Genomic DNA, 20,462 nt, shown 5'->3' with positions numbered 1-20,462 from the left:
GAATACTGCGCATGCATTTGCCACTCAGCGGTGAATAGATATTCGCAGAAGGAGTTGCCGTGCCTCCCTCCAGACTCCCAGCCCTCCGGAGAGGGCGACCTGTCCGGGCATTGACCTGCGTGATCGCGGCTCTCGGCATGACTGTCGCCACGCTCCCCGCAGCGGCCGAGGCTGGCGACTTCCCCCAGGAAGGGAACCTGCCCAGAACGGTCGTCACCACGGACATGGAGCAGGACGACTACGCCTCGCTCATCCGGTATCTGCTCTACACCAACGAGGTCGACACCGAGGGGATCATCTACAGCAGCGGGAAGTTCCACTGGTCGGGAGACGGCAAGGGCACGCCGTTCTTCCTCCCCGACCGGGAGTACACCACGCCGCAGACATCATGGCGATGGACCGGGACGCGGACCATCCAGGACCAGGCCCTGCGCGCGTACGCCGAGGTCTACCCCAATCTGCGCAGGCATGACCCCCACTACCCCACGCCGGGCGAGCTGCTGTCCAAGGTCAAGATCGGCAACATCGAGTTCGAGGACGAGATGGCCAAGGACACCGAGGGCTCCGACCTCATCCGCGACCTGCTGCTGGACCACGATTCCCGGCCTCTGTACCTCCAGGCGTGGGGCGGCACCAACACCATCGCCCGCGCCCTCAAGTCGATCGAGGACCGCTTCGCCAGTACGAAGCAATGGCCTCGCGTCAAGGCCGCGGTCTCGAAGAAGGCGGTGATCCTGGCCAGCGGATTCCAGGACGACACCTACGCGCAGTACATCGCGCCCGTCTGGCCGGACATCCGCGTCGAGAACATGGCGGCCGGCTATGCCACCTGGGGCTACAACTGCGAGCGCGGGCAGGGCAACGTCCGAGGCCTACCGGCTGACCGCGCCTACTTCAGCGGCGCGTGGATCAAGCAGAACATCCAGATCGGGCCGCTGGGCTCGCTCTACCGGTCATGGCTGGACGGCCAGTCGATGCCGGGCGACCAGCTCGACATCTTCGGCGACCCCGAACGCGCCGCGACCGGCTGGTGCAAGCCGCTGGCGCCGTACGACTTCCTCTCCGAGGGCGACAACGTCGCCTTCAACCCCTTGCTCAAGACCGGCATCCAGCAGCCGGAGAACCCACTGCTCGGCGGCTGGGGCGGCCGGGCGACCCAGACGACCACCACGCCGAACCTGTGGACCATGGTGAGCGCGGAGAAGGACGAAACCGGCGCCGACGTCAGGAACTACACGACACTGCGATGGGCCGGAGCCGCGCAGAACGACTTCGCGGCCCGCATGCGGTGGACGCTGACCCCCAGATACCGCGACGGCAACCACCCGCCCACGGTCGACATCCACGGCAACGACACCGTCCGGGCCCGGCCCGGCTCCGTCGTCACGCTGACCGGCCTCGCCACCGATCCTGACCAGGACCCGGTGACGCTCCGCTGGTCGCAGTACCGAGAAGAAGGCAGCTACCCCGGCACCGTCACCATCACCGACCGCGGTCGCGGCCGGGCCGCCGTCACCGTCCCGGCGGACGCCACACCGGGTCAGACCATCTCGATCATCCTCCAGGGCACCGACGACGGCACGTTCCCCCTCACCCGCTACGACCGCGTGTTCATCCGGGTCGTCTGACAACGCGCGACATTACCCGGCGAGCCGTTCTGCCCGCCGGGTGATGTCGGGTCAGTAGGCCGACCATACCCGCAATATACCGGCGATCATTACTGTCTTCCCTTGCCCCGCCGGAGTCGCCGGCAGGGTTGGGAAAGGACGACCAATGATTCGACGGGTGCTTCCGGCCGCCGCCGCGGCAGGCGCGCTGGCGACGGCCTTCTTCCTCGGAGGATCCGCTTCAGCGGCGCACGCCGACGCGGCGTTCATGAAGACCAAGGCGCAGAAGATCGCCTTCGCACTGAATCTCACGAAAAACTCGCCGGGGAGTGCGCGGGACTGGATGTGGGCGCGCCAATACCAGAACAGCAAGGGCATCAAGGACTACGACCTCAACTGGAACACCAACTACTGCAGCCACAGCCCCGACAAGGTTGCCGGGGTCAGCCTCAAGAACGCGTGCGCGCGGCATGACTTCGGCTACCGCAACTTCAAGAAGCTCGTCGGCATCAACAAGCTGATCAGTGATCACAAGTCCAGGATCGACAACGCCTTCTACGGTGACCTGCTGCGCGCCTGCGACAGCGCGTCGAACTCCGTCAAGAGGAAAACGTGCAAGTACGCCGCGGCGAATTACTACACGGCCGTGAAGAATTACACGCCGTCCTGACCCTCAGCCTGGATCCACCGAGCCGAATCTGATGCGAGTGTCGTGCCACCGAGGGTTGGCCGCCGAAGACCATCAGGAGCGACACGGCGGCCACGGCGGTCAGCGTGAGCGCTCGGCGTAGGTCGCGCCTTGACGGCTCAGTCGGTGCTCGGCGACGGCCGGGCCGCCCGCCCGCCGACCAGCAGCAGCGCGCCGACGGCGGCGACCATCCCGACGGCGATGACCGGTACCAGAGCCTGGAAGCCCGGCCCGGCGACCACCAGGCCGAACATCGGCGGACCGAGCAACGACCCGAGGCTGCCCGCCTGAGCGACGACGCCGTTGCCGACATCGGCGTGGTCGAGACGGTCCAGCACCATCGGGAGCGCGGCGAAGACGAGGGCGCCCAGGAACCCGTTCTCCATCGAGATGATCGCCGCGCCGACCTGCGCCGCCGTCAGTGAAGCCGCGCCGCCGTACATGAGCCAGGCCGCCGGGACGGTGAGGAGGCCGACCAGCGCGAGCACGCGGACCGGCGTGCCACGGCGGAGCAGCACGCCCACGGCCAATCCGCCGAGCGCGCTGAGCAGGGAGATCACCGAGGTCACCGCGCCGGCGGCGGTGGCCGTGCGGCCGTACTCCTCGATGAGGAGCGTGGGCAGCAGGACGATCACCGGAATGGTCACCAGCGCGCCCAGGCAGAAGGCGACGGCGAGTGCGGCCGGCCACTTCAGGGCCCCGGCCCTGGGAACGGGCCCGGCCGCCGCCTGCCTGCCGGATCCGCGCGGCAGCCGTACCCAGACCACCAGAGCCATCGCCAGCGTCAGTGCGGCGATCAGCCCGATCCAGCCACGCCAGCCCAGAGCGGAGCCCAGTACGCCGCCCCCAAGGGTGCTCACTCCGATGCCCACGGCGACGAACGTGGCCCAGATCGACAGGGCGGTGCCGCGGTCCCGCTCGTTGGCCAGACGGAGGATCAGCGCCGGGCAGGCGATCGTGACCAGGACGTATCCGGTGCCCTCGACGCCTCGGGCGGCCAGCAACCAGCCGAAGTCGCCCGCCCACACGCTCGCCGCGCTCGCCGCCGCGATCAGGACCAGCCCGGTGATCAGCGACCGCTCCGTGCCGAAGCGGCGGACCAGGTATCCGGCGGGCAGGCCGACGGCGGCGCCCACACCGACGACCGCCGAGATCACCCAGCCCAGTTCCGACAGCGACAGCCCGAGCTCGCCGGCCACCGCCGGGCCGACGGAGGCGAACTTGCCGAGGCTCATCGCCGCGGCGACCCCGCCGAGGTAGACGATGGCGATCAGCACCCACGGGGTGCGCTGCGGCGATTTCTCGCCCGGCTCCGAGATGCCCGGTTCGGAGTCCGGCTCCGAGGCGCCCGGTTCGGAGTCCGGCTCCGAGGTGCCCGGCTCCGAGGCGCCTGGCGTTGGCTGGCGGTTCATGAGGCTCCTTCGATCTCATCTGGTTCATTCGCCGCCGCGGTCAGGCGCGCCTGGATGGCCACCAGTCCGGCTCCGGCGAAGGAGAAGCGCACGACGGCGGACCGGCGATGCCGCGACACGCGGTGACCGTCCTGGACATGGATCCACAACCAGGCCGCGTCCAGGTCCAAGGCGATGGGGCCGCTGTCGGTGGACGGGCGAGGAGAGACGGCGTACCGGCTCAGCGGCGCCAGCAGGTCGGCGGGCAGCCCGATGAGATCGACATCGAGCACGCGCGAACGGCGGTCCACGTCAACGGCCAGCAGGACGCGGGCGACCGCCACGACGGGGTCGGCGGAAACGGGGGCGTCCAGACGCAGTTCGAGCAGGCCGGAGGACGCGCGCCAGCCGGCTCCGTCCGCGGGGACGAGCCGGTCGTTCGTGGTACGGATCAGCATCGCGACACGTTCGAGGCGAGGAGGCCGATTCCCGATTCGGTGACGTCGACGGCTCCGGCCGACAGCAGGACGTCGATCGTCTCTGGGACATCCCCGCGCGGCAACACTCCCTGGAGTACGACCAGGTTCTCGTTCGCCAGGTCCGACCCGGCGCGCCAGGATCGGCCGGGCATCGCGGTGACCACCTGGGGCAGGCGTTCGGCCAGCGTACGGACCGTCAGCAGCACGTGGGACGGGCCGACCCAGGCGCCACGCAGCAGCAGCGCGATGTTCTGGATCACGCCGCGTCTGCCCTTCTCGGCGTATGCGGCCGGGTTGGCGATCAGTTGCGCGCCGCAGGTCCGGATGGTCTCGATGATCCGCAGGTTGTTCTGGCGGAGTGAATGGCCCGTCTCCACGACGTCCATCATCACATCGGCCAGTTCCGGGATCTTGGCTTCGGTCGCGCCATAGGACACGACCACCTCGGCCCGCCGTCCGGCGGCCTGGAAGAAGCGGCGGCCGATGTTGGGGTATTCGGTGGCCACGCGGACGCCGTCGGGCAGATCGCGCACGCTGGTGGCGGGGTGGTCGGCCGGGGCCGCGAGCACCAGCCGCCATGGCCGCTCGGTGTTCCTGGAGTAGTCGAAGGATTGCGCCACCTCGACCTTGGCACCGGTCTCCTCCACCCAGTCGGCCCCGGTCAGCCCGAGGTCGAACGACCCGCTCTCGACCGCCAAGGGGATCTCGCGCGGCTTGTAGAACGCGACGTGCGCCACACCGGTGTAGTCGATCATGCCACGGTACGACCGTTCGGAGGCCCGCCGGATGGGCAGCCCCGCGGCCGCGAAGAGTTGCAGGGCCCGCCGCTCCAGCGACCCCTTCGGCAGGACGAGGGAGAGCATGATTCCTCCTCGGAAACTACACATGCACAAGCGGCTACACATGCACAAGCGGCTACACATGCAGAAGACGGTCGATGCCGGTGATGGGCGGTTCGGCAAGGTCGGCCGGACGTACCTCTATTTCTCCCACCACGAGGTCCGTCGGCCAGGAATCGACGATGGTGCCCACGCAGCGGGCGATCGACCGCGTGCTCATCTTGTGCGCCGAGTCATCGCCGTCGAGGTTGGCGATGGCTCCCGGAGAGACGAGGCAGGCCCGGACCCCGTTGCGGCGTTCCTCCAGCAGCAGCGTCTCGACCAGCGCCTTCAGCCCGGCCTTGGTGGCGCTGTAGGCGGCTCCGCCCTCGAAGTAGCGGGTGGCGGCGTGGCTGCCCATCGCGACGAAGACGCCACGGCTGGCCCGCAAGGCGGGCAGGACGGCCTTGACCAGGTGGAAGCCGGCGCTGAGGTTGATCGAGACCAGCCGCTCCCAGTCGGCCTCGGTCAACTCGGCTATCGGGTCGAGGACCCGGTCGACCGCGTTGGACACGCAGACGTCGATCCGGCCCACCTCGTCGAGCACCTGGCCGACCCCCCGCCTGATCTGCGCGGGGTCGGCCAGATCGCAGCGGAGCTCCCCGAGCCAGTCCTCCCTCGCCAAGGACCGGTTCAGGGAGAAGAGGCGGTAGCCGCGGTCACGCAGTTCCTCGGCGATGGCCTTTCCGCTGCCGCGATTGGTGCCGGTGACCAGCGCGACCCGGGCGTCACTTGATGACATCGAGGACGCGACTCCACTGGTTGACGAGCTCGTCTGCTTCGACGCCGTCCCGGAACAGGTCCTTGTCCAGCGGGGATCCGTCCTCGTGCCGCAGCCGGATGCAGTCCTGGGAGATCTCGGAGATGACGGTCAGCTCGCCGTTGTCGGCCTGCCCGAAGATGAGGCAGAAGTCCCATACGTCCAGTGGGCGCAGCCACGATCGCAGCACCTCGTTGACGGCGAGCGCGCGTTCGCGCATCTCCTCGACCGGCAGCCCCAGGATCCTCAGGTAGTCCTCGCCGATCGGCTGGTCCTCAGGGTCGATCCGGTAGTCGAACTTCACCACCGGGCGGGGCAGCGGCGCGCCGTCCTCGAACAGGCCGGGGTACTTCCGGGTGGTGGATCCGGTGGCCCTGTTCTTCACGATCACTTCGAAGGGGGGCGCGGGGCAGTAGTCGGCGAGGTAGGAGTCGTCGGCGACCCGTTCCCTGAACGCGCACGGCACCCCCGCGGCCTCGATCCTGGCCGCGGCCCTTTCGTAGAAAGCGAGCCGCAGCGGGCCGGTGCGCTCGACGATTTCGTCACGCTGGTAGGTGAAACTGCGCAGGCTGGGGATTATCTGCACGAGGCACCGCCCGCCGGGCAGTAACCACAGGCGCTTACTGCGCCCGATGATATCCGGGCTTCCCCGGGTCGCTTCGTGGTCCACGTCGCCTCCACATCACGCCGACAATGGCCCACATAACTTGATATGCGGCCGCCGCTTTGTCAACCCTGGAATAAGGAGCACTTGACGGCGCTCCCGGAGCCTTGCTATGTCGCCGCCGAGTCGCCTGGCCCGAGCGTGATCGGCTCCGCGGGATCTCTTTTCTTTTCGCTGCGGGGGAACCCGGAATATCGGGTGACCCTGGAAAAAGGAGTACTTGACGGAGTCCGGCCAGGCGAAGGTATTGTCGCTGGAATTGCATATTCGATCTTATTAAGTGTGGCCAGGAAGGAGAGGATCATTGTTGCAATATGAGCGGATCGCTCACTCGAAGATCACCAAAAAGTTCAGGGCAGAAGGGCAACAGCTGCTGTTCTCGCGAGGCAGGGGAGGCGAGGTCTCGGACGCGAACGGAGTGTCGTACATCGACTTCGTCATGGGTTATGGGCCAGTGATAATCGGCCACTCGGACGACCTCTTCAACGAAATTCTCGGCGGTTATCTGGCCAACGGCATCATGATGCCGGGGTTCACCACCTTCCACCAGGAATATCTGGAACGGCTGCTGGGCGAGCGGCCCGGAGATAGGGGCGCGTTCTTCAAGACCGCCTCGGAGGCCGTCACCGCGGCCTTCCGGCTGGCCGCGATGCGGACCGGCCGACTCGGCATCGTGCGCAGCGGTTACGTCGGCTGGCACGACTCCCAGATCGCCAACTCCCTGAAGTGGCACGAGCCGTTGCACTCGCCCCTGCGCGAAAAGCTCCGCTACACCGACGGGATGCGCGGGATCGGCGAGTCCGAGCCCGTACTCAACTGGGTCGATCTGCGACTGGAGTCCCTGTCGGAGCTTCTGGAGCGGCATCGGGGCCGGCTGGGCTGTTTCGTCTTCGACGCCTACCTGGCCTCGTTCACCACGCCCGACGTGCTGCGGCAGGCCGTCGAGATGTGCCGCGAGGCCGGCCTGCTCACCGTCTTCGACGAGACCAAGACCGGCGGGCGGATCTCGGCGCTGGGCTATGACCACGACAACGGCATCGGCTCGGACCTGATCGTGATCGGCAAGGCACTGGCCAACGGGGCGCCGCTGAGCATCCTGGCAGGCGGCGCCGACCTGCTCGCCCACGCGGAGCGAGCCCGGCTCAGCGGCACGTTCTCCAAGGAGATGATCGCCGTCTACGCCGCGCTGGCGACCAGGGACATTCTGGAGAAGCCCACCCAGGACGCGCCGGACGGCTGGAGCGAGGTCGGCCGCATCGGCACCGAGGTGGCGGCCGTTCTCTGCGCGGCCGCCGAGGAGGCGGGGGTGGCGCACCTGCTCGGCGCCCGGCCGGTGCTCGGCGGCGGGATGTTCGAGCTGGTCTACCACGACGAAGCGCTCCTGGGCGACAAGGAGCGGCGTGAGGCGCTGCTCGGCGCTCTCACCGGCGCCGGCATCCTCCTGCTCGAAGGGCACCCGTCCTTCGTCAGCCTGGCCCATCGTGACCTCGACTGGACCGACTTCCGCGACCGGGCACGCCGCGCCTTCGAAGTCTGGAACGCGTCAGAGGGGGCCGACCGTGGCTGATCTCCTGCGCCTCGCGCTCGTCGGCTGCGGCCGCCAGATGCAGCAGAACCTCTTCCCCTTCCTGCAGCGGATCCGCGGCTACCAGGTCGTGGCCTGCGTCGACCCTGACCTGTCGCTGGCCGCCGAGGTCCAAGCCTTGGCCCACGGCGCGGTCCGCGCCGGCTCCGTCGAAGCGCTCGACCTCGAGAGCGTGGACGCGGCGGTGCTCGCCGTGCCCCCGGAGCCTTCCTACCGGCTCACCCGGCAGCTGGCGGAGCGCGGCATCGACTGCTTCGTCGAGAAGCCGGCCGGGCCGTCCACTCCGGCGCTCCAGGATCTGGAGCATGTGGTGTGCCGCAGCGGCCGGCACGTTCAGGTGGGCTTCAACTTCCGCTACGCCGAAACCCTCCAGCGGCTGCACGAGTTGAGCACGGACATCCGGGCCAGCCCGTGCTCGGTGACCATCGACTTCTACAGCCGCCACCCGTCCGCCCCGCAGTGGGGGGTGGACACGACCCTGGAGGCGTGGATCAGGCACAACGGGGTGCACGCCCTCGACCTGGCCCGATGGTTCGTACCCTCTCCTGTCGTCCAGGTGGACGCGCACGCCATCCCCGGCGGGCCCGACCGTTTCCAGGTGAACCTCTTCCTGCGTCACGACGACGGCTCACTCTCGACGCTGCGCATGGGCAACCATGTCAAGCGCTTCCTGGTGGGCGTCACGGTGCAGGGCATGGACGGCAGCCGGTACAGCGCCCCTTCCCTTGAGCGGGTGACGCTCGAACTGTCCGACGGCCTGCCGTACGGCCAGGAACTGCACAGTACGCGCAACCTTGACCACGGCTGGGCGCGCAGCGGGTTCGGCCCCGAGTTGCGGGCCTTCGTCGACGCCTGCCGCGGGAAGCGGGGCGAGCAACAGACGAATGGTCACCCTCCCGCCAAGGACGCACCGTCGATCACCGATGCCCTGGCGGCGTCCGCGCTCTGCGACCGGGCGATGCAGGCGCTGAACGCGGCCGGGGAGAACGGCTCCGGCCCGCTGAAGCATCCGGTCCAGGCGTGGGCGTAGGCGGACGTCGCGATGAGCGGAGTGAGACATGGCTGAGGAGACGCGGCCGGCCGGCGGCGCCCCGCCGGTCGCGTCCCGGAGCATAGGGGGGTGGATCGCCGGTCATCTCCGGCGGCACCGGATGCTCCTGGTGCTGTTCACCGTCACGGCGGTGGCGGCCAACCTCTGTTCGACGCTCATCCCCGTCCAGATCGGCGCGGCGTTCGCCGAGGCCACCGGCGCACGCCACGACCTCGCCGCGGTCGCGGCGGCGGCGATCACGGCCGGCCTGCTGGCGGCCGGCCGGTTCGCCGCCGACCTGATGTCCAACGGCTCGATGGAGATCATCGCCCAGCGGGTCAAACGGGATGTACGGGACGAGCTGTACCGCAGCTTGCTGGCCAAACGCATGTCCTTCCACGACCAGCAGCGCATCGGCGACATCCTGGCGCGGGCCATCAACGACGCCAGGCTCGTCGACTACATGCTCAGCCCCGGGGCCGCCACCGCCGCCAACGGTGTCCTGGCGCTGCTGGTCCCGATCCTGTTCATCGCCTCCTTGAACGCCCAGCTGCTCCTGGCTCCCGGCGTGCTGGTCCTGGTGTTCGCGTACGCGCTGTACTACCACCTGCGCCGGCTGAACCCGCTGGTCATCCGCACCCGCGAGACCTTCGCCGACCTCAACGAGCGGTTCTCCACCACCCTCGCCGGCATCGCCACCGTCAAGGCGGCCACGCAGGAGGACCTCGAACGCCACGCGTTCAGGGACGCCGCCGCCGCCTACCGGGACGCCTTCGTCAGGCGAGGCAGAGCACAGGCCGTCTACCTGCCGGCGCTGAGCTTCGCGCTCGCGATGGCGATCGGCGCCCTCCACTCCCTCTACCTCTACTCCCAGGGCGAGCTGGGTCTCGCCCAGGTGGTGACCTATCTCGGCTGGCTGGTGCTGTTCGCGCAGCCGGTCACCATGTCCGAACAGGCCGTTCCGGTCATCCAGGAGGGTTTCGTCGCCGCCGGGCGGATGCGGCAGATCATCGAGGGCGACCCCGCCGAGCGTGAGGACGCCCGGGGCACGGTGACGGAGATCCGCGGCGCGATCACCTTCGACCGCGTGTCCTTCCATCACGAAGGCACGGAAATCCTGCGTGACATCTCCTTCCACCTGCCCGCCGGCCGCACCCTCGCCGTCGTCGGACCCACCGGCAGCGGCAAGAGCATGCTCATCAAGCTGGTCAACCGGATGTACGACGCCACCGAGGGACGGGTGCTGATCGACGGCCGGGACGTGCGCGAGTGGGAACCGGGCGCGCTGCGCCGCCAGATCGGCCACGTGGACCAGGAGATCTTCCTGTTCGCCAAGAGCGTGCTGGACAACATCGCCTTCGGCTCGCCGGACGAGGCCGAGTACGAGAACGTGCTGCGCGTCGCCAAGCAGGCGTGCGCGGACGAGTTCGTACAGGCGATGGAGAACGGCTACGCCACCATCCTCAACGAGGGCGGGACGACGCTGTCCGGCGGGCAACGGCAGCGGCTGGCCATCGCCAGGGCGCTGCTGACCGAGCCGCGCGTCCTCACCCTGGACGACGCGACCAGCGCGGTCGACGCCCGGACCGAGACGGCCATCACCGAGGCGATCGAGCATGCGGCGGCCGGCCGTACCACCGTGCTGGTCTCGCACCGCCCCGGCCAGATCCGGCGCGCCGACGTCATCCTGCTGCTGGACGGCGGGCGGGTCGTCGACCAGGGGTCGCACGACGAACTGATCGCGCGCTGTGCGCTGTATCGGGAGATCTACACGTGAGCCGCCTTTTCGACCGGGAGATCTACACGTGAGCCACCTTCTCGACCGGGAGATCCGCACGTGAGCGACCTTTTCGCGGGCCTGCACGCCGACGAGTACGACCGCGTGTACGGCAACCGCCGGCTGCTGGCCCGAATCCTCCGCTACCTGCGGGCCCAGCACGGCGCCATGCTCGGCTCGGCCGTCCTCGTCGTGGGGTCGGTCCTGCTGACCGCCTCGGTGCCGATCGTCATCTCCCGCATGATCGACCAGATCGGCAGGGGAGCCGGTCTGGGCCTTCAGCTGTGCGTGTTCGTGGTCGCGGCGGCGGCGCTGGCCTGGGCGATGAACTGGGCCCGCCAGGCCATCACCGCCCGGCTGGTGGGTGGCATGGTCTACCGCCTGCAATGCGAGGCCGCCGACGCCGCGCTCGCCAAGGACGTCGCGTTCTACGACGAGAACTCGGTCGGCAAGGTGCTGAGCCGGGTCACCGGCGACACCGAGGGCTTCGGCTCGGTGATGACCCTCGCCCTGAACCTGCTCAGCCAGATGCTCCTGGTGCTGCTGCTCGGCGGCGCGGTCTTCTGGATCGACGTCGACCTCGGCCTGATCATCCTGGCGACGCTGCCGATCCTGCTCGCCACGGCACTGGCCTTCCGCAGGGTGGCCAGGACGGCGGCGGCGGCCACGCGCCGGGTGATGGCCAGGGTCAACGCCAACGTGCACGAGACGATGATGGGCATCTCGGTCGCCAAGAGCTTCGGCCGGGAAAGGACGGTGTACGGCGACTTCGACGAGGTCAACCGGCTGTCGTACCGGGTCTATGTCAGGCAGGGCCTCATCTACGCGGTCATCCTCCCGATCCTGACGCTGCTGGCCGGGCTGGCCACGGCCGTGGTGCTCTACCAGGGCGGCCGGTTCGCGGTGCTCGGCAGGCTCTCGCCGGGGGAGTGGTACTTCGCCCTGCAGGCGCTCGGCATGCTGTGGCAGCCGGTCACGCAGGCGGCGGCCTTCTGGAGCCTCTTCCAGCAGGGGCTCGCGGCCGCCGAGCGGGTCTTCGCGCTGATCGACAGCGAGCACGCCGTCGTCCAGCGCGGGAACGAGCCGGTGACCGGCCTGGCCGGTGCGATCGAGGCGCGCGGTCTGCGTTTCCGTTACGGGCCCGGAAACACGGTGTTCGAGGATTTCGAGGTACGGCTCGCCGCACGGGAGACGGTCGCCGTGGTCGGGCACACCGGCGGCGGCAAGTCCACGCTGGCCAAGCTGATCGCCAGGGCCTACGAGTTCCAAGGGGGCGAGCTGCTGGTCGACGGCCGCGACATCCGCTCGCTCGACCTGCGGGCGTACAGACAGCGGGTGGGTGTCGTCCCTCAGCACCCGTTCATCTTCGCGGGCACGCTCGCGGAGAACATCGCGTACGGCCGGCCGGGCGCGAGCCGTGCGGACGCCGAACGCGCCATCGAGCGGATGGGGCACCACGTGTGGTCGCGGAGCATGCCGATGTCCCTGGACGACCACGTGAGCGCCGGCGGCCGGGGGGTGTCGGTCGGGCAGCGGCAGCTCATCGCCCTGGCGCGGATGTTCCTCCGCGAGCCGGACATCCTGCTGCTGGACGAGCCGACGGCCAGCGTCGACCCGCTGACCGAGAGGGGCATCCAGGACGCGTTGTCCCGGCTGTTCACCGGCCGGACGGTGCTGGTGATCGCCCATCGGCTCTCGACCATCCGGCGGGCCGATCGCGTGCTGGTCCTGGACCAGGGCGAGGTCGCCGAGGAGGGCCGCTTCGATGAGCTGCTGCGGCGCGACGGCCCGTTCGCCGCCCTGTACGCGACCTACTACGCACACCAGGAGGCGGTATGAGCGGCTGTGCTCCGCATCCGGCGGAGTTCGAGCGAGTCCAGCGGGAGGCGGCCGCGGAAGGCGTGCGGTGCGTGGTGGGCGCCGTTCTCGTCAATTCGGCCGGTGCGGTGTTCCTGCAGCGGCGCGCGCCCCACGTACGGCTCTTTCCCGGCTGCTGGGACATCGTCGGAGGGCACGTCGAAGCGGGCGAGACGCTGTGCGGGGCACTCGCGAGGGAGATCGAGGAGGAGACGCGGTGGCGACTGGTCGAGGTGGACAGCGTGGTGGACGTCTTCGACTGGAGCGCTGGCGACGGTGCACGCAGACGCGAGATCGACGTGCTCGCCACCGTCGCGGGCGACCTGACCCGGCCCCGGATCGAGAAGGACAAGTTCGTCGAGGCCCGCTGGATGGACCAGGCCACGCTGCGGCGCATGGCGTCGGCCGCCACCGACACCGGCATGATCGACCTCGCCCTGCGAGCCCTCATGAAACAGGCTTAGGAGGAGTGCATGGTCTCGCTCGCGCTGCCCAAGGGGTCGTATCTTGAGCGGCCGATCCTGGGCCTCTTCGTCGCCGCCGGTCTCGACGTGCGCAGAACCTCGGACCGCAGTTATCGGGCGAGTATCGAGTATGGGGATCTCCTGAACGTCGCCTTCTACAAACCGCGCGAAATACCGCTGGTCGTCGAGAGCGGCGCCTTCGACCTCGGCCTGACCGGCACCGACTGGATCGAGGAGACCGGCGCGAAGGTCGAGTTCGTGGAGGCATTCACGCACGTCGCGGGGGCGGATCCGCCCTGGCGGATGGTGCTCGCCGTTCCGGACGATCATCCGGCGCGGAGCGCCGACGAGCTGCCGCCCGGCGTCCGTGTCGTCACCGAGTATCCGAAGATCGGCCGGCAATTCTTCGAGAGCAGGTCATTGCCGGCCGAGGTGATGCATTCCTTCGGCGCCGGAGAAGCCAAGATCCCCGAACTCGCCGACGCCGTCATCGACGTCGACGGACCCGATTCCGCGATGGCGCACCACCATATGCGGATCATCTGCACATTACGCGCGTGCGTTCCCCACCTCATCGCCAGTCCGGCCGCCTGGCGTGACGCGGACAGGCGGACCAGGATCCAGAGAGTCGCCCGGCTGCTGGGTTCGGTCGGCGCGGGAGCGGCATGTGCGCTGCTGACGGTGCGCACCTCCGCGCGCGACCTGCCGCGCGTGGCCAGATCCATGCCGGAGCCGTCCTGGCGGGCCGGCACCGGCCTCGTGGATGGCGACCTGGTGGTCGTCCAGGGGCTGGCGCCGCGGCGGAACCTGGCCGAGACCATCGACGGCGTCCTGGCGGCGGGCGCCCTCGACGTCATCGAATCGCAGGTCGCGAAATGGGTGACGCCGCACCTGACCGAGCAGCCGCTGTGAGGCGCCGGATGGCAGCCGCTGTGAAGCGCCGGATGATCGTGTGCGACCTCGACGGGACCCTCCTGGACTCCCGTGGCATGGTTTCGGAACGCACCCGGTCGGCCGTGCGCCGCGTACAGGAGGCGGGACACGTGTTCGTCATCGCGACGGCCCGGCCGGTCCGTGACACCCGGCACGTGGCCGCGGCGATCGGCGGCGCGCCCATCGCGGTCTGCGGCAACGGCTCCATCACCTTCGACTTCGCCCGGGAGGAGGTGGTCGACTACTGCCCGCTGGCCGAGACGCGGCTGGTGAAGGCGCTGTCGGTGTTGCGCGACCGGTTTCCCGGCGTGCGTCTGGGCGCGGAGTGCCGGATGGAGCTGGTGCTGGAGGACTCCTTCGAACTGGCCGCCCCCCTGTCGCGGAGCGCGCGGCGGGTACCGCGCCTGGAGGAGGCGCTCGTCCGGCACGAGGTCGGCAAGCTCATGGTGCAGTTGGAGGGGACCGCCCGCGAGTACTACGAGGGCGTGCGCGCGCTCCTTTCCGGATGCGAGGTCACCATTTCGGCGGACGTGTTCTGCGAGGTGATGCGCGCCGGTGTCACCAAGGCGGCCGCCCTGGAGTCGATGGCGGGGCGGCTCGGATTCGGCAGCGCGGACGTCATCGCGTTCGGCGACATGCCGAACGATCTGCCCATGCTGACCTGGGCGGGAACGGCGGTGGCCGTCGCGAACGCCCATGCGGGGGTGCTCGCCTCGGCCGACGAGGTGACGGCCTGCAACGACGACGACGGGGTCGCGGTCTGGCTGGAGCAAGTCATCTGAGAAGGCTTGACACTTGTCTGATGAGTATTCACGATGGGCGCTGAGCCGGGATTCCCTCGGAGGTGCCCATGTCCCGATTAGTCACCCTCTGCCTCGTGCTGTGTTCGCTCGCGGCCTGTACCGCCGTGAACCCGGCCCCCGGCAGGAATGGCGCGGCCGCCGACTCCGCCGTCGCGGTCGGCGTGGCCTACAGCCGCGGCGGACGCGGTGACAAGTCCTTCAACGACTCGGTCGGGTCCGCGGTGGACCGGGCCAAGGCGGAGCTGGGCGTGTCGGTGAAGGAACTCAGCCCCAACTCGGCCGGGTCGGACCTGGAGGAGGTTCTGCGGCTGCTGGCGGAGACGGGCCACAACCCCGTGCTGGCCGTCGGCTTCTTCTACGCCCAGCCACTGGCGAAGATCGCACCCGCCTTCCCCCGCACGCGGTTCGTCATCATCGACGACGCGACCGTAAAGCTGCCCAACGTCACCAACGTGGTGTTCCGGGAAGAGCAGGCGAGCTACCTGGTCGGCGTGGCCGCGGCGCTCAAGTCGCGCACCGGGCGGATCGGCTTCATCGGGGGCGTGCAGACGCCGCCTCAGCAGAAGTTCCTGGCCGGGTACGCGGCCGGCGCCCGAGCGACCAACCCCAAGATCCAGCTCTCCAGCGTGTTCATGAGCCAGCCGCCCGACTTCAGCGGATTCTCCGCGCCGGACAAGGCCCAGGAAGCGGCGCGCGGCATGTACGACAGCGGCGCCGACGTCGTCTACCACGCCGCCGGCGCCTCCGGGATCGGGGTGTTCCAGGCGGCCAAGGCAGCGGGCAAATGGGCGATCGGGGTCGACGTGGACCAGCGCAAGACGGTCGACCAGGGGCTCGCCGAAGTGATCCTCACCAGCGCCACCAAGAAACTCGACGTCGCGGTCCTGCGCATCATCCAGGAGGCGGTACAGGGCAAGTCGATCTCCGGGCTGCGCGAGTTCGGCCTCAAGGAGGACGGGGTTGGCTACGCCACGAGCGGCAACGGCCTCACCGACGTCGAGCCGCGTCTTGAGGAGATCCGCAAAAAGATCATCTCTGGCGGGATCACCGTCCCGGTCGTCCCCTGACCGATCCACCGAGCAGGAGAGGAGGCCCGATGTCCCCCCACGCGGCTTCGCCGGCAAAGCGGATGTTGAGCGCGCTCACCGCTCCCGCGTTCTCGCTGCTGATCGCGCTCCTGGTCACCACGGCGCTCCTCGCCGCGGTGGGCGCCTCTCCGGGACGGGCGTACCTGACGATGCTGGAGTTCGGGCTCCGGCCGGACTCGCTCGTCTCCGCGGTCAACAGGTCGACCATCTACTTCTTCGCCGGCCTGGCCGTGGCCGTGGCCTTTCGCATGAAGCTGTTCAACATCGGGGTGGAAGGTCAGTACCGCGTCGCCGCGCTGTTCGCCGCGGTCGTCGGTGCGTCCGTGAACCTGCCAGGCCCGCTGCACCTGGCCCTCGTCGGCCTGGTCGCGGTGCTCGCCGGCGCCCTCTGGGCCGGGATCGCCGCGGTGCTCAAGGTGTGGCGCGGGGTCTCGGAGGTGCTGTCCACGCTCCTGCTGAACTACGTCGCCACCGCCGTCATCGCCTACCTGCTGGCCGACTTCTTCGCGGTCGGCAGCGCCTCCGGATCGACGCCGGAACTCCCGCCGTCGGCCCGCCTGCCCGAACTCGACGGGCTGGTGTCCTTGTTCGGGCTCTCGCTTCCCGCGGGCGCCCACCTCGGAGGGGCCGCGCTGGGCGCGGTCGTTCTGGGGATGGCGGTGCATCTGATGCTCACGCGCACGCGGTACGGCTACGACCTGAAGGCCAGCGGGCTGAACCCGGTGGCGGCCCACGTCCACGGCATCGAGCCACGCCGCATGATCCTCCTCACGATGCTCGTCTCGGGCGGGCTGGCGGGGCTGGCCGGGCTGCCGGACCTGCTGGGCAACACCTACAGCTACGGCGTGGACTTCCCCTCCGGGGCGGGATTCACCGGGATCGCCGTGGCCATGCTCGGCCGCAACACCCCGGTCGGGATCGCGCTGTCCGCGCTGCTCTTCGGCTTCCTGGAGCGCTCGGCGCTGATCCTCGACATCCAGGGCCTGCCCAAGGAGATCGTCACGATCATGCAAGGCGTCATCGTGATCAGCGTCGTGGGCGCGCATGAAGTGGTACGCCGCATGGACGTCAGGCGCGCCGCCCGGCTCATGCGCGAGGAGAGCGTCCCGGTCGTCACGCCCGAGCCGGTGAGGCCCGCCACATGACCATGAAGACTCCGCGCGGCCGGCTGCTCATCGTCCTCGTCCTCCTGCTCGCGATGTCGGCCGTCCGAACCTTCACCGGAGCCGAGGCCCTCACCGGCTCCGGCGCGATGGGCGCCGCCCTTCGGCTGGCGGTCCCCATCGGGCTGGCCGCCCTCAGCGGCCTGTGGAGTGAACGCGCGGGCGTCGTCAACCTCGGCATCGAAGGCATGATGATCATCGGTACCGTGTGCGGAGCCTGGGCCGGCCACGCCTACGGTGTCTGGGCCGGGGTGCTCGCCGGTGCGCTCGGCGGCGTCATCGCCGGCCTGCTCCATGCGGTCGTCACCGTGACGTTCGGCGTGGATCAGGTGGTCTGCGGCATCGCCGTCAACATCCTGGCCGTGGGTGTCGCCCGTTTCCTGTCCGTCATCGCCTTCAGCGGCCTGCCGGGGGCGGGGGCCACCCAGTCGCCGCCCGTCACGGGTGCCATCGGCACCGTCAGCGCGCCGTTCCTGGCGGGCGGCTGGGGCACGCCGGACCTGCTCGGCCGGCTCGAACAGAGCCGGTGGTTCCTCCTGTCCGACGTCAGCGGCATCCTGCGGGGATTCCTGCACGAGGTCTCCTGGTTCACCGTGCTCGCCGTCGCGCTGATCCCGGTCAGCTTCGTGGTGCTCTGGAAGACCGCCTTCGGGCTGCGCCTGCGCTCCGTCGGCGAGCATCCCGCCGCGGCGGACTCGCTCGGCGTCCCGGTTCAGCGGATGAGGTACTACGGGGTGCTGGTGTCCGGTGCGCTCGCCGGACTCGGCGGGGCCTACCTGGTCACCGTCTCCTCCACCATCTACCGGGAGGGTCAGACCGGCGGCCGGGGCTTCATCGGGCTCGCCGCCATGATCTTCGGCAACTGGCGGCCGGCCGGCACGGCGGGCGGAGCCCTGCTGTTCGGGTACGCCGACGCCCTGCAACTGCGGGAGCCGAGCGCGGTACACGTGCTGCTGCTCCTCGCCGCTGTGCTGCTGTGGACGGCGGCGATCGTCTTCGTACGCCGGCGGCCCCGCCTGCCCTTGACCCTGGCGCTGCTCGGCGTGGCCGCCTTCGTGCTCTTCCAGAGCACCGATTCGGTCCCCACACAGCTCATCTACGCCACGCCGTACCTCGTCACCCTGCTGGTGCTGGTCACGGTCGCCCAGCGGCTGCGCATGCCGGCCTGCGTCGGCATCCCGTACCGCCGAGGAGGTGCGTGAGCGGATGGCCGACGAGCACGAACCACGACTGATGGGGTACGCCGACCGCTGGTCCGCCGCCCCCGGACAGCAGCTGATCCTGTACGCCGGAGGCCCGCAGGGAGCCGGGACCGTGGACCTCGTCGACCTGATAGACGAAGCCACCCGGACCCCGGCCGCACCGGTCTCCCTCGCCCCACAACCCCTGAAGACCGGCTCCTACCTGGAAGCCTCCGTCCAGGTGCCCGCCAGCGGGAGCCTCGCGCTGTGGATCCGCCCGCACCGGCTCGGCACCCGCCAGGTCGTGGCGGAACTGGGCACACCCGGCTGGCGACTGCTGCTCGCGCTGGACGAGGACGACCGGGCCGAGGCGAGTGTGGAGACGACATCGGGACTCCTGAGCTGCCGTCTCCACACCGCCTTTCAGCGGGGATCCTGGTCGCTGCTGGTGGCGGCCTGGGAGGCGACGCCGTCGATGACCACCGTGCGGTTGGCCGACGGTCGCGCTCCCGGCGTGCGCGCGCGAGCCGCGGGCCTGGCGCTGCCGCCCGGGATCGGAGAGGTGCGGCTCGGCGCGGGCTCCTTCGTGGGGCGGATCGCCCTGCCGATGCTGACGAGCAGCGTGATCACCACGTGCGCTCCGCTGCTCGACCTGACCACCGGTTCCGAGCTGGCCAAGCACCTCGGCGCGGACGTCCTGGCCCTCTGGGACGCCTCCATCGATCCGGGCGGTTGCCTTGTCACCGACATCAGCGGGCACGGCCATCACGCCCGCGCCGTCAACCGGCCACTCGCCGGGCTGATCGGGCCGGGAAAGGGCACGGACCGCACCGCCGTACAGCTGAGTCCTGAAGACCTCGACGACGCCCGATGGAAGGAGACGTGCGCGCTGACCATCCCCGAGGAGACGACCTCCACCGTGCTCGGCATCCGCCTGCGGACCCGGAGCCAGTCCTGCGTCATCCCGGTGGTCGTCCGTCCCGCCGGCCCGGCTCGCGGCCCGGTCGCGGTCGTCCTGCCCACCTTCACCTACCTGGCCTATGCCAACCACCGCCAGCTCAGCGAGGCCGAGTACTTCGGGGACTACTCGCGGGTGACCGATCGCGGGATCACGCTCTCGCCGACGGACGTCTACCTCAACGACCACCGCGAGCTCGGGCTGTCGCTGTACGACCAGCGGCAGGAGGGCGGCCCCGTCTACTACTCCTCCGGGCGCCGCCCCGTGCTGAACTTCGATGCCGATTACCGCTGGTGGATGACCGGAGCGCCGCGGCACTTCGCCGCCGACATCCTGCTCCTGCGCTGGCTGCGGTCCGAGGGGTTCGCCTTCGACGTCCTCACGGACGAGGACGTGCACGCGGGCGGAGCCGGCCTGCTCGCCGGCTACCGCGTCGTCATGACCGGCAGCCACCCCGAGTACATCAGCGCGCCGGAGCGCGCGGCCGTGAGCGCGTACGTATCCGGCGGCGGACGGCTGATGTACCTCGGCGGCAACGGGTTCTACTGGGTGACCGGCGTCGACCCCCGCCACCCCCACGCCATCGAGGTCCGCCGCGGGCACGCCGGCGACTGGTGGGACAACGAGCCGGGCGAGGACGTCCTCACCTCCACCGGTGAGCCCGGCGGGCTCTGGCGCCACCGGGGCCTGGCACCGCAGGAGCTCCTCGGCGTCGGCTTCGCCGCCCAAGGCTGGGGGCCGGCACCCGGCTACACCCGCCTGCCCGACAGTTACCGCGACGACGCGTCCTGGATCTTCGCCGGTGTCGAGACGGACCCCGTGGGCCGCTGCGGGCTCGCGCTCGGCGGAGCGGCCGGAGACGAGATCGACCGCGCCGCGCCGGAGCTCGGCACCCCGCCCGGCACCCTGCTGCTGGCCACATCCGCGGGCGGGCACAGCCACCATTACCAGCCGGCTACCGAGGAGGCCGAGCTGGGCGCACATACCGTCCGCGCCGACATGACCCTGCGACGCCTCGGCAACGGCGGTGCGGTGTTCGCGGCCGGATCCATCAACTGGGTTGCCAGCCTCGCCTGCTGCGACGGCGACATCAGGCGCGTCACCCGAAACGTCCTGTCCCGATTCCTGCTCTCCCCGCCCCTGTGAGGAGGAGTGA

At 69.7% G+C, this 20,462-nt stretch carries 18 protein-coding genes; 13 read left to right on the top strand and 5 right to left on the bottom strand.

What is annotated here, in order from left to right:
* Positions 1–137 precede the first annotated feature (137 nt).
* Positions 138–1,628: a nucleoside hydrolase-like domain-containing protein gene (locus AB0H88_RS22730; protein WP_357647434.1), complete on the top strand. Its 1,491-nt coding sequence runs from the start codon at positions 138–140 to the stop codon at positions 1,626–1,628.
* A 157-nt stretch (positions 1,629–1,785) separates the two neighbouring features.
* A complete protein-coding gene (locus AB0H88_RS22725; protein WP_357647432.1) occupies positions 1,786–2,277 on the top strand; it encodes a phospholipase A2 in 492 nt (163 codons plus the stop codon).
* A gap of 137 nt (positions 2,278–2,414) precedes the next feature.
* Here AB0H88_RS22725 and AB0H88_RS22720 read toward each other — a convergent pair whose 3' ends face one another.
* From AB0H88_RS22720 to AB0H88_RS22700, 5 genes are read right to left on the bottom strand one after another with little or no spacing between them, the layout of a single operon-like run.
* Positions 2,415–3,707, bottom strand: coding sequence for an MFS transporter (locus tag AB0H88_RS22720; RefSeq protein WP_357647430.1), 1,293 nt, complete (start codon positions 3,705–3,707; stop codon positions 2,415–2,417).
* Positions 3,704–4,144, bottom strand: coding sequence for a hypothetical protein (locus tag AB0H88_RS22715; RefSeq protein ID WP_357647428.1), 441 nt, complete (start codon positions 4,142–4,144; stop codon positions 3,704–3,706). The genes AB0H88_RS22720 and AB0H88_RS22715 overlap by 4 nt, the downstream gene beginning before the upstream one ends.
* On the bottom strand, positions 4,138–5,028 hold the full coding sequence (hisG, locus tag AB0H88_RS22710; RefSeq protein ID WP_357647426.1) for an ATP phosphoribosyltransferase: 891 nt from the start codon (positions 5,026–5,028) through the stop codon (positions 4,138–4,140). The genes AB0H88_RS22715 and hisG (AB0H88_RS22710) overlap by 7 nt, the downstream gene beginning before the upstream one ends.
* 52 nt (positions 5,029–5,080) lie before the next feature.
* Positions 5,081–5,785, bottom strand: coding sequence for an SDR family NAD(P)-dependent oxidoreductase (locus AB0H88_RS22705; RefSeq protein WP_357647424.1), 705 nt, complete (start codon positions 5,783–5,785; stop codon positions 5,081–5,083).
* On the bottom strand, positions 5,772–6,389 hold the full coding sequence (locus tag AB0H88_RS22700) for a phosphoribosylaminoimidazolesuccinocarboxamide synthase (RefSeq protein WP_357647422.1): 618 nt from the start codon (positions 6,387–6,389) through the stop codon (positions 5,772–5,774). The genes AB0H88_RS22705 and AB0H88_RS22700 overlap by 14 nt, the downstream gene beginning before the upstream one ends.
* A 382-nt stretch (positions 6,390–6,771) precedes the next feature.
* Here AB0H88_RS22700 and AB0H88_RS22695 point away from each other — a divergent pair, with 382 nt between their 5' ends.
* The 11 genes from AB0H88_RS22695 to AB0H88_RS22645 all read left to right on the top strand — a co-directional run bounded on the left by AB0H88_RS22695 (position 6,772) and on the right by AB0H88_RS22645 (position 20,452).
* Positions 6,772–8,034, top strand: a complete 1,263-nt coding sequence (locus tag AB0H88_RS22695; RefSeq protein ID WP_357647420.1) for an aminotransferase class III-fold pyridoxal phosphate-dependent enzyme — start codon at positions 6,772–6,774, stop codon at positions 8,032–8,034.
* A complete protein-coding gene (locus AB0H88_RS22690) occupies positions 8,027–9,082 on the top strand; it encodes a Gfo/Idh/MocA family oxidoreductase (RefSeq protein ID WP_357647418.1) in 1,056 nt (351 codons plus the stop codon). The genes AB0H88_RS22695 and AB0H88_RS22690 overlap by 8 nt, the downstream gene beginning before the upstream one ends.
* Before the next feature lie 28 nt (positions 9,083–9,110).
* On the top strand, positions 9,111–10,859 hold the full coding sequence (locus tag AB0H88_RS22685) for an ABC transporter ATP-binding protein (RefSeq protein ID WP_357647417.1): 1,749 nt from the start codon (positions 9,111–9,113) through the stop codon (positions 10,857–10,859).
* 60 nt (positions 10,860–10,919) lie between these two features.
* A complete protein-coding gene (locus AB0H88_RS22680) occupies positions 10,920–12,698 on the top strand; it encodes an ABC transporter ATP-binding protein (protein WP_357647415.1) in 1,779 nt (592 codons plus the stop codon).
* The gene (locus AB0H88_RS22675) at positions 12,695–13,180 is read left to right on the top strand and encodes an NUDIX domain-containing protein (RefSeq protein ID WP_357647413.1); all 486 of its coding nucleotides are present in this window, start codon (positions 12,695–12,697) and stop codon (positions 13,178–13,180) included. The genes AB0H88_RS22680 and AB0H88_RS22675 overlap by 4 nt, the downstream gene beginning before the upstream one ends.
* Positions 13,181–13,189: 9 nt before the next feature.
* The gene (gene hisG, locus AB0H88_RS22670; RefSeq protein WP_357647411.1) at positions 13,190–14,092 is read left to right on the top strand and encodes an ATP phosphoribosyltransferase; all 903 of its coding nucleotides are present in this window, start codon (positions 13,190–13,192) and stop codon (positions 14,090–14,092) included.
* 8 nt (positions 14,093–14,100) lie between these two features.
* A complete protein-coding gene (locus AB0H88_RS22665; RefSeq protein ID WP_357647409.1) occupies positions 14,101–14,895 on the top strand; it encodes an HAD family hydrolase in 795 nt (264 codons plus the stop codon).
* 68 nt (positions 14,896–14,963) lie between these two features.
* Complete coding sequence (locus AB0H88_RS22660) at positions 14,964–15,983, top strand: BMP family ABC transporter substrate-binding protein (RefSeq protein WP_357647408.1); 1,020 nt, start codon at positions 14,964–14,966, stop codon at positions 15,981–15,983.
* 29 nt (positions 15,984–16,012) lie between these two features.
* Positions 16,013–17,149: an ABC transporter permease gene (locus AB0H88_RS22655; protein ID WP_357647406.1), complete on the top strand. Its 1,137-nt coding sequence runs from the start codon at positions 16,013–16,015 to the stop codon at positions 17,147–17,149.
* Positions 17,146–18,369 carry an ABC transporter permease gene (locus tag AB0H88_RS22650; protein WP_357647404.1) on the top strand — a complete coding sequence of 408 codons (1,224 nt, stop codon included), beginning with the start codon at positions 17,146–17,148 and terminating at the stop codon, positions 18,367–18,369. Before AB0H88_RS22655 ends, AB0H88_RS22650 begins: the two co-directional genes overlap by 4 nt.
* Positions 18,362–20,452 (top strand): N,N-dimethylformamidase beta subunit family domain-containing protein, encoded by a 2,091-nt coding sequence (locus AB0H88_RS22645; RefSeq protein WP_357647402.1) that lies wholly within the window; start codon positions 18,362–18,364, stop codon positions 20,450–20,452. The genes AB0H88_RS22650 and AB0H88_RS22645 overlap by 8 nt, the downstream gene beginning before the upstream one ends.
* Positions 20,453–20,462 lie beyond the last annotated feature (10 nt).

The sequence above is a fragment of the Nonomuraea sp. NPDC050680 genome (genome assembly GCF_040654555.1).
Classification (GTDB): Bacteria; Actinomycetota; Actinomycetes; order Streptosporangiales; family Streptosporangiaceae; genus Nonomuraea.
Note: the sequence above shows the minus strand (reverse complement) of the source record. Positions and strands in the feature narration are given on the sequence as shown.

Bases quoted from the DNA above. Each gene is read 5' to 3' on its own strand.
- AB0H88_RS22660 (WP_357647408.1), top strand. From the start codon at position 14,964: ATGTCCCGATTAGTCACCCTCTGCCTCGTGCTGTGTTCGCTCGCGGCC.
- AB0H88_RS22655 (WP_357647406.1), top strand. From the start codon at position 16,013: ATGTCCCCCCACGCGGCTTCGCCGGCAAAGCGGATGTTGAGCGCGCTC.
- AB0H88_RS22665 (WP_357647409.1), top strand. From the start codon at position 14,101: ATGGCAGCCGCTGTGAAGCGCCGGATGATCGTGTGCGACCTCGACGGG.
- AB0H88_RS22730 (WP_357647434.1), top strand. From the start codon at position 138: ATGACTGTCGCCACGCTCCCCGCAGCGGCCGAGGCTGGCGACTTCCCC.
- hisG (WP_357647411.1), top strand. From the start codon at position 13,190: ATGGTCTCGCTCGCGCTGCCCAAGGGGTCGTATCTTGAGCGGCCGATC.
- AB0H88_RS22705 (WP_357647424.1), bottom strand. From the start codon at position 5,785: ATGTCATCAAGTGACGCCCGGGTCGCGCTGGTCACCGGCACCAATCGC.
- hisG (WP_357647426.1), bottom strand. From the start codon at position 5,028: ATGCTCTCCCTCGTCCTGCCGAAGGGGTCGCTGGAGCGGCGGGCCCTG.
- AB0H88_RS22675 (WP_357647413.1), top strand. From the start codon at position 12,695: ATGAGCGGCTGTGCTCCGCATCCGGCGGAGTTCGAGCGAGTCCAGCGG.
- AB0H88_RS22650 (WP_357647404.1), top strand. From the start codon at position 17,146: ATGACCATGAAGACTCCGCGCGGCCGGCTGCTCATCGTCCTCGTCCTC.
- AB0H88_RS22720 (WP_357647430.1), bottom strand. From the start codon at position 3,707: ATGAACCGCCAGCCAACGCCAGGCGCCTCGGAGCCGGGCACCTCGGAG.
- AB0H88_RS22685 (WP_357647417.1), top strand. From the start codon at position 9,111: ATGGCTGAGGAGACGCGGCCGGCCGGCGGCGCCCCGCCGGTCGCGTCC.
- AB0H88_RS22715 (WP_357647428.1), bottom strand. From the start codon at position 4,144: ATGCTGATCCGTACCACGAACGACCGGCTCGTCCCCGCGGACGGAGCC.